The 10840-nt window shown below is 56.3% G+C and carries 9 protein-coding genes and 2 pseudogenes; 4 read left to right on the top strand and 7 right to left on the bottom strand.

Features of this window, described 5'->3' with window-relative positions:
* On the top strand, positions 1-636 hold a 636-nt coding region (locus R6U41_RS13985; protein WP_410270460.1), incomplete at its 5' end, for a YkgJ family cysteine cluster protein.
* Here the strand turns inward: R6U41_RS13985 and R6U41_RS13980 are convergent.
* Positions 633-1610 (bottom strand): YheT family hydrolase, encoded by a 978-nt coding sequence (locus R6U41_RS13980; protein ID WP_410270459.1) that lies wholly within the window; start codon positions 1608-1610, stop codon positions 633-635. The genes R6U41_RS13985 and R6U41_RS13980 overlap by 4 nt on opposite strands.
* A 219-nt stretch (positions 1611-1829) precedes the next feature.
* Here R6U41_RS13980 and R6U41_RS13975 point away from each other — a divergent pair, with 219 nt between their 5' ends.
* Positions 1830-2216, top strand: coding sequence for a NifB/NifX family molybdenum-iron cluster-binding protein (locus tag R6U41_RS13975; protein ID WP_410270458.1), 387 nt, complete (start codon positions 1830-1832; stop codon positions 2214-2216).
* Positions 2217-2250: 34 nt separating this feature from the next.
* Here the strand turns inward: R6U41_RS13975 and R6U41_RS13970 are convergent, their stop codons facing one another.
* Positions 2251-2751 carry a cyclic nucleotide-binding/CBS domain-containing protein gene (locus R6U41_RS13970; protein WP_410270457.1) on the bottom strand — a complete coding sequence of 167 codons (501 nt, stop codon included), beginning with the start codon at positions 2749-2751 and terminating at the stop codon, positions 2251-2253.
* Positions 2752-2921: 170 nt separating this feature from the next.
* Between R6U41_RS13970 and R6U41_RS13965 the strand changes: the two genes are divergently transcribed.
* Positions 2922-7169 (top strand): diguanylate cyclase domain-containing protein, encoded by a 4248-nt coding sequence (locus R6U41_RS13965; protein ID WP_410270456.1) that lies wholly within the window; start codon positions 2922-2924, stop codon positions 7167-7169.
* 12 nt (positions 7170-7181) lie between these two features.
* Here the strand turns inward: R6U41_RS13965 and R6U41_RS13960 are convergent, their stop codons facing one another.
* The gene (locus R6U41_RS13960) at positions 7182-8012 is read right to left on the bottom strand and encodes a putative molybdenum carrier protein (protein WP_410270455.1); all 831 of its coding nucleotides are present in this window, start codon (positions 8010-8012) and stop codon (positions 7182-7184) included.
* Positions 8003-9055, bottom strand: coding sequence for a tRNA 4-thiouridine(8) synthase ThiI (locus R6U41_RS13955; RefSeq protein ID WP_410270454.1), 1053 nt, complete (start codon positions 9053-9055; stop codon positions 8003-8005). Before R6U41_RS13955 ends, R6U41_RS13960 begins: the two co-directional genes overlap by 10 nt.
* Before the next feature lie 111 nt (positions 9056-9166).
* On the opposite strand from R6U41_RS13955, the gene nth reads away from it, so the two are divergent.
* The gene (nth, locus tag R6U41_RS13950) at positions 9167-9805 is read left to right on the top strand and encodes an endonuclease III (RefSeq protein ID WP_410270453.1); all 639 of its coding nucleotides are present in this window, start codon (positions 9167-9169) and stop codon (positions 9803-9805) included.
* Positions 9806-9816: 11 nt separating this feature from the next.
* Here nth and R6U41_RS13945 read toward each other — a convergent pair.
* From R6U41_RS13945 to R6U41_RS13935, 3 genes and pseudogenes are all read right to left on the bottom strand, one after another.
* Positions 9817-9981: pseudogene (locus tag R6U41_RS13945) on the bottom strand (J domain-containing protein); the annotation flags it as partial.
* Positions 9982-10152: 171 nt separating this feature from the next.
* A pseudogene (locus R6U41_RS13940) lies at positions 10153-10266 on the bottom strand (YkvA family protein); the annotation flags it as partial.
* Entirely contained in the window at positions 10266-10733 is a 468-nt protein-coding gene (locus R6U41_RS13935) for an HAD family hydrolase (protein WP_410270452.1), read from the bottom strand. The gene R6U41_RS13935 and the pseudogene R6U41_RS13940, both read right to left, overlap by 1 nt.
* Between the last annotated feature and the right edge of the window lie 107 nt (positions 10734-10840).

Below are 10840 nucleotides of genomic sequence, written 5' to 3'. Positions count from 1 at the left end.
CGCCTTTTCATGGACCTCTGCCCACTGATTCTGGGACCGGAAATTACGGTCGCAGATGATCCCCGCTACCACTGCATGTGGATATCCAGGCCGGGCCGCAGGCGCAAAAACCGCATGCGTCGCACCACAGCCCGGGAACTGGGAGGAATCCTGCTCAACGCACTGGAAAATGCGCCCCCGTCAGCCGAGGTCCTGGCGGAAATATGCCGGAAAACCTTTCAGATCCGTGCCGAAGTGGCCGGCAATGACAAAGGGGAAAAAACAGGGATTTGGATCGACACGGACATGCAGGGGTTTGCATGCAGACAATGCGGCCAGTGCTGCCGGGTGCTGGATTACCGCCATGAGCTGTCTGCGGCCGATTACCGGCATTGGCAGATCCTGGGAAGAAACGACATCCTGGAGCGGGTGGCCACAATCCGCCATGGCAGCCGGATTGTCTCCTATGCCGTGTGGGTGGAGCCCGGCACCCGTCGGTTTTCAGAAACCTGCCCGTGGCTGACCCCGGCAGAACCAAATCATGGATCCGGCCGATGGATCTGCCGAATCCATGATGTCAAGCCCGAAATCTGCCGGCAGTACCCCGGCACCCGGAAGCATGCACAGATGACCGGGTGTGCGGGGTTTAGTGATTAATTGCCGTATCGGGCAAAAATCTCAGCCATGGCCTTTTCATACCAGGCATTCAGGCGGTAGTTCTGGATAAAGCCGTTATGCCCGCCGTGGGCATGCACGATCAGGTCCGCGAGGTCATTTAAACGCAATCCGTAAAAATCCTGCACCGGAATGATCGGATCATCTTTTGAAGTGATGATGGTGGTGGCAACGGCAATATTTTCCAGGGCTGCACCGGTGAGGGTGTAGGTCCGGAAATAATCGGCCGGCTTGTCAAACGGACTGCAGCGGGGAAGCAGATCTGCGGTGAGCCCGAGGATGGTGTTGTGTGCCAGCACGCCGGAAAAATCGTACAGATCCGGATACAACTGCTGCTTGCGTACCAGGGATTTTTTCCATTTTTTCAAAAAATAATACCTGTAGAAAAGCGTCCGGTCCACCACGTCCGTGGCCCGGCCCGGGTCCAGCACCGGGCTGACAGCCACCACGTGACAGATTGCCGGTATGGAGCGCCGCGAAAGCTCCCGGGCAATGCGAAGAGCGTAATTGCCGCCCAGGGAAAAACCGGCCACGAAAAACGGAACGTTTGCGGCCAGCTTTGCCACCTGTTGTGCGGCTTCAAAAACCTCGTCAAACAGGGTTCCGAAAAACAGCCCCTTGTTAAGATGATGACTTTCGCCGTGATCCCGCAAATTCAGGCGAAAAATATCATATCCCCGGTCAAACAGGTACCTGGTTGTGGTGCGGACATAGGTGGACCGGGCGCTTCCCTCCCAGCCGTGAAGCAAAAGCACCAAGCCCTTTTTTCCGGGCTGCGGCCCGGGCGAATAAAACCCCTGGAGACGAGCGCCCTGGCTGGTTTCCAGGACATGTTCCCGGGCATCATTGATCACAGCACCGGTATTGGCCGCCCGGAACCGGGCGCTTGCCAGTAACGACTGGATGTGCGGGCCTTTTAACCCGGCCGGGGGAACAAACCCATTTTGTGCAGACATTTCCGACTCCCTCTAAAAAACGCATTGCTTGTCAATAAATACAAAAAATCCTTCTACCGGTTTTCCGTGTTTCTTTCAAGCCGGCATATGCAAAAAAAAGAAATTGACAAGCCCCCGGCCAGTAACTAATTTGTTGTGAAATTTTGCGCAGAACGCAAAACCCGGAATCTGCGGCAAGCATCACAAAAAAACATCTTCAGCAAAAAGGAACAAACTGACATGAAAACGAAAATAGCGATCCCCTCGGCTGCGCCGGGCGGATTGGAAGCTCCCCTGGAAGCGCATTTCGGCCATTGCGACCTCTACACCCTGGTGGAAGTGGAAAATGATCAAATCCAGAACGTGGAAGTGGTCCCCAACATTCCCCATGAGCAGGGCGGGTGCATGGCGCCGGTCCAATATCTGGCTGACAAGCAGGTGCAGAAACTGGTGGCAGGGGGAATGGGCATGCGTCCGCTTATGGGTTTTAATCAAATGGGAATTGAGGTCTTTTACGGTGAACAAGCCCCGACCGTGGGCTCTGCCGTGGACGCCCTGATCAGCGGCCGGCTGCGGCAGTTTACCCAGAATCACACCTGCGGCGGTGGGTCCGGCGGCTGCCATTGATTTAAACTCCCGTCAGATAGAATCTGACGGGCTGTCATTTCTTTTCCTGCCTGGTGCCGGAACGCTCTGCCCGCCCCCGGTGCCAGGCCCAATTCTCATAATACTCCCAGCTGGCAATGCGATTGAGTTCCCTGATTTTCCGGTCTTTTTCCAAAAGGCCGGAACGCAGTACATCGCCGATGGAAAGCAGGCCGATGCATTCATTGTCTTCCATGACCAGGATATGGCGGACAAAAAGGCCCAGAAACATTTCCTCAAGGCGGTCCGACGGTGTATCCGGGGGAACCGAAGTCAAATCGGTATGCATGCAATCCTCCACCACAGCCCTCTGCGGGTCAAAGCCGGGATCAAGCATATTGTTCAAAAAGTCGCGCTCGGTCCATATGCCGGCAATCCGCCTTTCCTTTCCGATTAGCATGGATCCGATATTGTGAATTGCCATCTGCCGGATCACCTCGATCACCAGGGACCCCGGGGGCATGGACACCAGGCGTTGGGTCCGTTTTTCCTGCAATATATCGGCTGCTGTTTTCATGTTCGTCTCCCTGTTGATACGATGGTTGCAAAAACATAACGTCGCCCCGGCCGGTGCGCAAACAAATGACCCGGGCCCGGCATTATATAATCTGTTTGCTATTGAATTGATTTTTTCTTATGATTTAATAAAAAATCCGGCAACAAAGGCCTGTCCAACCCGGGGGATGGATGAAATACCAGAAACTTCTCTACTTCCTTCAAAACGTCGGCAAAAACCCGTCAGCCCTGATTTATGAAGACGAGCTGACAGGTCTCAACAACCGGCGATACCTGTTTCACCACTGCCAGAGCGCCATTGACTGGCAGGCCCTTGACCGTCGGCCGGCCAGCCTGGTGATGATCAATATTGATTATTTCAAGCGGATCAACAACCAGTACGGACACAACACAGGGGATCAGGTTCTGATCCATGCCGCTGAAAGCATCCGGGCAGCGGCTCCGGAAAATGGCGTCTGCGTGCGCTATGCCGGGGACAGCTTTTTTCTGCTCCTGCCGGATCGCAACAAAACCGAAGCCCGCAGCATTGCTGAAAAGCTGCTGCATCAGATCCGCAGACAACCCTTTTCCGCCCCTGACGCCGGAACCCGGATACCGCTGAGCCTGAGTATCGGCATTGCCGGCGCGCCCGAAGACGCCGCTGATATCAAAAATCTGATCCACAAGGTTGACACGGCCATGCATGCCGCCCGCAAAGCCGGCCGGGATCGGTGCATGGATGCAGAGGAAGTCAGCGATGCCGGCGTTTTTCCCAGAACCGCCATCCAATACCTGGAAAATGCCGGCCTTGCCGGAAGGGGCGACCAGCTGGCAAGGATGCGGGAATCACTCCGGCATTTTGGCCAGGGCCAAAGCCGCATGGTCATTGTGGACGGCGCCCCGGGCATCGGCAAAACCCGCTTTCTGAACACAATTGAAAAGGACCTGGAGGAAAATTTCCAGCCCGTCCGGGTCCAGGGGATCATCCAGGAGGCTTTTCGCCCCTATTACCTGGCCGCCTATATTGCCATGGCCCTGATGAACAGGTTGGAGGACAAGGGCCTGTCCATTTTAAAACAAGCAGATGATCCGGAAATCGACCGGCTTGCCCAGGTGATCCCCCAGATCCGGGAAGGAAAGCCCCCCCTGCCGGAAAATGACCCTGAGGCGCGCGTGGCCGTCTTTGAATCCTTTACCCGGTTTGTCATCCGCCTGGCCGGCGACCGCCCCCTGGCCGTGCTTGTTGACGATCTTCACTACTGCGATCCGGCCTCCCTGCACCTGATCCGCATGCTGATGCAAAGCAGGCAGATCCCGATATTTTTCTGCGGCACCGCCGCCCGGGAAAAACAGACCATCGGCGAAGCCGTGGCCCTGGACCTGTTCCGTAACGCCTACTCCGAAGAACTGGAAATCCAGGATATTGCACTGACCCCCTTGAGCCAGTCCGATATTGAAACCCACCTGGATGCCATATTCCCCGGCATCCATCTGCCCCGAAGTCTTTGCCGGGAAATGGCCCGGGTAACCCGCGGAAATCCCTTATTTTTAACCGAAATCATAAGAAAAATGATCCAGGACGGCCATATTGTCAAAAAAAACGGCAAATGGACGGTACCCCCCCTTGACAAGGAGTATTTCCCCCGCTCTTTGGAGGAAATCATCCGCCTAAAAATGAATTCCCTGGACGAGGACAGCCGGCGGTTTCTGGACCAGGCATCGGCTTTCGGCGAATCCACGTTTTTAAGCATGCTTGCCGGAATTACCCGGGATTACTCGGCCCGGCTCTATGAGATCATCGACAATGCCGAACAGCAGGGCATCGTTGAAACAGAATTTGCCGCAGATGACGAAAACATAAAATTTTCGAGCAAACAGGTCAGAGACATTATTTACGACGGCATCAGCCCGGAGGAAAAAAAGCTGCTTCACCAGCAGATCGCCATCTACCAGGAATCATTGTTCCAGCAGAACCTGCTGCCTTCGGCCGCGTTTCTGGCCCATCATTTCAGCCAGTCTGATGAAATCGAAAAAGCCCGGGAGTACAAGGAATTCCAGGACAACTGGAACCAGCACCTGTTCCGGGAAGACGAGATCGAAAACCGGAGCGCCGATTTTGACCCGGAAGCTGTTGACCGGGAAGAAACCGGCCCGGAAACCGGACTGGGCGATGAACCCCTGCCCCCCCAGGCCCGGCAGCTGGTGCCGCACCTGCTCCGTGCGCTGCTGGTGGCTGTGCGAAACACCCGGCTTTATCCGGCGGGCAGCAAATCGGTTGTCACCGCCTCAAGGGACCTGGTGCGCATACTGGAACGAATCTTTTATACCAACAGCCAGGTTTCCATCACCGTTGAAGGCGATGATCTCTGGATTAACGGGGAAAAAATCCGGGATGCCGCCCCATCCGGTGTTTCCGCCAATATCCGGGCACTTTTTTCCCGGATGGAAATCAAAAGCCTGATATTCAAATACGGCACAGCCGAAACCGAGCTGCAGCGCGTACTCAACGAAATCAGCCAGGCGGGCAGAAAAACCATCCCGCCGGGATTCTGGAAGAGGTTTGCAGACCGGCACGATCTTGCCTGCGTGCATGTCCGCCAGGTGACTTATACACGGATTGAAATATCAGACGCCCCGGCAGAAGACCCGCTGGAAATCCCGGATGCGTCCCCTGAGGAAGCGGCAAGGTCTTCAGATATACAAACCCGGCAGGCGCAACGGATCATCGGTGCATTTCTGGGCACTTACAGCAAATTCCGACTGTATCCCGCCGGCGGACCTGTCACCCGGGAGGCGGTGGGCATGCTCATGAGCGAGCTGCAGGCGGTTTTTGCAAGTCAGCCAATCATTGTATTCTCCCGGGTAAAAAACAACCTGCTCGTCAACGGGGCAAAGGTGGATCCCAGTGGTTTTGAGGCCCTGTATAACGGCATGATCCGCTTCATGGCCCATACCGGCATCCAGAGCCTGACACTGAGTTCCGGGATAACGGAAAATGATCTGAATACGTTTTTTCAGGCCTGTTTTGAATTACCTGACCGGCATGAACTGGCCGGGTTCTGGCAGAAACTGGCAAACAAGCACAAACTATCGGGTCTTTTGATCAATCAGCGCCTCTACGATGAGCAGCAAATTCACGCCAGGGCTGAAATAACGGAAGCAGAAGAGGAACAGGGCCATCAACACGCATCCGCCGGGGAAAAAACAGCGGCTGACGAGTCCGGACCGGAAAGCGCTGCCCCAACCGAGCCCATGTCCAGCGAGGATGATCAAGCGCTTGCCGCCCGGCTGCGGGACCTGTTTTTAAAAGGAAAAACCGAACAGGTCAAAAGGATTTTGCAGCAGCTGGCCCACTTGCATGCCGCTTCTGACAAAACGGAAAAAATCAGGATCCGCAACCGCTTTTACGCTGTTCTGGATCCCCCCGGATGGCAGCCGGCCGGGGCTTATCTCAAGCTGGTACTCAGCGCGCTCATGCCGCTTATCGAGGCTGAAACCCACGGCCCCGCCGTGCGCCAGGCCGCAGACAGGCTCCATCAATGCGCGGCATCCCTGATTCTTTACGGGGAATACCCGGCAGCCGCCTGGATTTTCTCCCGGCTCCTGCAGCATCCGGTGCTGACCGCAGAAAGTGGCATGGAACCATCTGACCGGCCCCGGGTTCTTGGCCGGCAGTTGGATACGGAAATCGTGGACATACTCCGGGCGGACATGAAGGCTTCAGACAGGCAACGCTGTCAGCAGGCCTGCCAGCTCATCAGCACCCTGGGCACCGGGATGACCCCAATGCTCATTGAAATCATCACCCAGGAAGAAGACATCCGGGTCCGGCGGCTGGCTGCCCGGCTGCTGGCCAACTTCGGCCAGGCAGGCGCCGATCGGCTCAAGTCCGCGCTGATCAATGAAACCCGGGAAGATGCAAAAATAAAAATTCTGGAAATCATAGACGGGGTGACAACCGAGCTGACCACAGAGCTTCGCTACACCATGGCAGACGCAAATCAACATGTCCGGCGGGCGGCATTCCGGCTCATCCAGAAAATTGACAAGCCCGAAACCACATCCCTGCTCGGTGAACTGGCCGGCAGCCGGGATGCGGAACTGGCAGCAGAGGCAATCAATCATCTGGGCACGAGAAAATCAGCACAAGCAGCCGGAATTCTGGCGGAACTGGCGGAGAAGAAAAACGCCCCGGAGCTACTGTGCGCCGTGTGCCGGGCTATGAGCCAGCACGCCAGCGACCGGTTCCTCCCGTCCCTGGAAAAAATCTTGTTTTCACAGCGACGGGTGTTTAAAAAAAGGCTTTATCCGACCCGCGTGCGCATCGCAGCGGCTTACGCCGTCTCCAGGACGCCCGGATCCCGGGCGCGGCAAATGATCGATGCGCTCAAAAACGATAAAGACTCCCGGGTCCGGGAAGCGGCGGCAATGATGCAATAGACACCCGGGAGTCTACTTGACCACGCGCAGATGACCCATCTGCCGCAGCCGCTCCCACAACTTCCGGATGATCACGCGCATCGCACCGGAAGCATCCAGATCCGGTTTTCCCGCCTGATTTCGGCAGGATTCCAGCAGCGCCGGGTTCCCGGCATCCAGGCCGAATTCTTCAAGGATCGGTTCGCCAAGGATGTCTTTTAAGCCGGCCAGATCATCGCCCGGCCGGCTTGCCACCCGGGACTTGGTTTTTGCTGTCAGGCGTTCCAAAAGCAGATTCACGGCTTCATCCACGGTTGCCGGCAGTTTGTTGTCCGAATCCGCGGCATCCTCCCGGCCGGGCAAAAACTCCGCAGCATTGGGCATGGCCCCGGAAATGGCATCCATGTGCAGCACCATCTCCAGCAGGTTCCAGGTCAGCTCGTAAATGCCCTCATCCTTGCTGGCCCGGGGGCCGGCCACATTTAACACATGAACTTCGTGGCCCCTTAACCACTCGTAAACATCAATGGCCGCATCAAAGACGATAATGGTTTCCAGGTCCACATGGACACAGGGCCGGCCGTGTTTTTGCGCAAGCTCAAATGTCAAAAGAGAACCACCGGACAGCGGCCCCCGGCTGACAATCAGCGTGCCGTCGGAATCTTCGACATTTTTTTCCGTGCGCTGGGGATAGCCGCCGCCGGGCAATTCGCTCAGCCCGTAGCGGTCCGGAATCGGACCGTCTTCGGCCATGCGCCCCTCGGGCATCCAGCCGCCGTAGTCCATATCGTATTCAATGGCAAAATCCAGGGCGGCCCGGTCTGCGCCGGTCTGGCCGCCTGAAACAATTTTTGTTATTTGCATGGCAATATCATCCATTGGCTTGCAATTTCGGGATTTATGGGAATAACGGAAATTACCTGGCAAGCTTTGCCCGGCAGGGTCACTTCCACCTCCGCGGGCTGATCTCCCGCGGCCTTGCTGTAGCCGGCGCATATGCCCGCGGCCTGCAGGATGCAGGCACCGGCGGTGTGTTCCACGATGACGCCCAGGGGCCCGGCCATCTGATTCATCCGGATGCGGCTGTCTGCGTCCGGGTCATAGAGGCGCTCGATCTGCTCGTTTTCCGCCTTGTTGCGGCCCATCACCAGCTTTGTCCCGGCATCCAGGCGCAGGTGCCGGCCGTATTTAAGCAAATCCAGCTCCCGCCTGGGCCATTTCTGCCTGTGGGCCATCAGGTCCTTTAACCGCCCGGCAAACCCGGCATCCGTCAGCAGACACCCGCCGGCCGGAGCCGGGTAATCGGTGATGGCCAACTGTTTTGCCAGCGCCATCTGGGGCTTTCTGGACCGGCCGGAAAAATCACAGAGCTGATCGCGGTCCACCAGCCCCTTTTCTTCCATGAATGTAACCGGCAGATTTTTGGCCGACAGCGGGCGCAGGATATATCCGTCATAGCCAGAGCGTTTTTCCACGTATCGCAAAGACGGCTTGACCTGGCTCATGGGCCGCTGACCCACCACCTCTCCGGAAAAAAGAAAATCCGCGCCAAGTTCTTCCATCATTTCCCCGGCAATGCGAAACATCAGGGCATGGCAGTCCATGCACGGATTGACAAACTGGCCGTAGCCCGCCGGCGGCGCCGCCAGCATGGGAAGATAGCGATCCGTGATATCTTTCACAATCAGCTCAATGCCGGTCTGCGCGGCTGCGGCCCGGGCTTTTTCCGCGTCAAAAAAAGGGGTTTCAAAGCTGATCCACACCACGTCAATGCCCTGACGGCGGAGCACAAGACCGGCCAGGATGCTGTCGAGCCCCCCGGAGCAAAGCCCCAGGGCTCTTGTTTTTTTTTTGCTGCAATCCGTGCTATGAAAAGCCAAAATATTTGTGGCGCTACAGTAATTCATATCAATTTTTATTGATGGGTCAACAAATTCAAATTTTTTATCCAGTGCCGTGCCACCAGGGCGATGTGCTTCCCGCTCTGACAAACCACAAAATCAACAGGCCTGTTTCACATGACCGGAAAAAAAAATCGCATACGCGAAATTCGACAGATATTAAGGGCCCAATACCCGGATGTCAAGACGCAGTTGAAACACAACAATGCGTTTGAGCTGCTGGTGGCCACCATTCTTTCGGCCCAGTGCACCGACCGGCAGGTCAATGCGGTTGTGGGTCCCTTGTTTGAAAAATTCAAAACACCTAATGATTTTGCCGAAGCCGACCTCAAAGAGATCCAAGCTCTGATCCGGCCCACGGGGTTTTACAAAAACAAGGCAAAGCATATCCAAAACTGCGCCCGGGATCTGGCAGAACGCTTCAACGGCCGGGTGCCCGGCAACCTGGAGGATCTGGTATCGCTGCCCGGCGTGGGACGCAAAACCGCAAACGTGGTTCTGGGAGCGGCCTTCGGCATTCCCGGCATGGTGGTTGACACCCACGTGGCACGCATCTCCCGCCGCCTGGATATGACCCGCAACAAGGATCCGGAAAAAATCGAGGCCGATCTCATGGCGGTGATCCCCAAAAAGGAATGGAACGCTTTTTCCCTGAACCTGATCTTTTTCGGCCGGCAGATCTGCAAGGCCAGAAAACCCGAATGCGAAAACTGCTTTCTGGCAAATCTTTGCTATTCAACAGACAAAAGAACCTAAGGGGTCTTGCCGGTCAGGGTCTCGTAAGCCTCCTGGATTTCCAGAAACCGCTGCCTGGCCAGTTCCTGGAATTCCTCCCCGAGATGTGAGACCTTGTCGGGATGATACTGGTGGGCCAGCCGGCGGTAAGCCTCGTGGATTTCCTGGCTGGATGCACCGGCTGAAAGGCCCAGCACTGCATAAGGGTCCTTTTTGCCGGCCGTCTGCTGTTTGCCGCCGGCGGCCCGGCCCTGATTTTGGGATTTTCCCGCCCCCGAACTGCCCGTTCCGAAAAGCCAGCCGGCAATACGGGAAATAAACGCGGGCCAGCGACCGGTTTTCAGGTAATAAATCAGCAAGGCCACCAGCCCGAGATCATCGAGTCTGCCGGCAATGGGGAAAAAATCCGGCACCAGATCCACCGGGCTGATGATATAGACCAAGCCCAGCACTATAATAAGAACGACCCAGAAGGGATTCATCAGCTTCTCAGGGTGGCTTTGATACGCAGGGGGCTGGCCAGCACCCCCAGGGCCGAAAGGATGGAGGGGCAAAGCACGTCTGCGGCATTGACGGTCTCCACGCAGGCGCCCTCATCGAGCAAAACACAGATGCCAAGGGCGGATTCGGCCAGCATGAGCCGGTCGTTTCTGCCGTTTCCAATGGCAGCGGTGTTTTGCGCCCCCAGCTGCCTGACATAATCGCGCTTGGCTGCCGACTGGTCGCCTGCAGGCAGAATTGAAAGCCTGCAGGGCATGGCTTTAAGCTCTGCGGCCGCCTTGCCAAAGGTATCGGCAGTCAGCACGTGCAGTTCCAGCTCACCGGCCAGGTTTTCCAGGGCTCTGTCCACCCCGGCCACAACCCGGCCCTCCACTGCCAGGGTGCCGTTATAATCCATGACCACGTATTTGAGATTTAGGATGCCGTATCCCGGTATATCGATTTTCAAACCCGCCCCTTTTGAATCGTTTGTGATTTTTTTAAATCCAGACCCGGACAATTGGGCCGGATCTTTTCCTGATCCATATCAATACTAAAAGCCTGATTTTTGTCAAG

The sequence above is a fragment of the Desulfosalsimonas sp. genome (assembly GCF_046483245.1).
Taxonomy (GTDB): domain Bacteria; phylum Desulfobacterota; class Desulfobacteria; order Desulfobacterales; family Desulfosalsimonadaceae; genus Desulfosalsimonas.
This window is presented reverse-complemented; position numbering and strand designations above follow the sequence as displayed.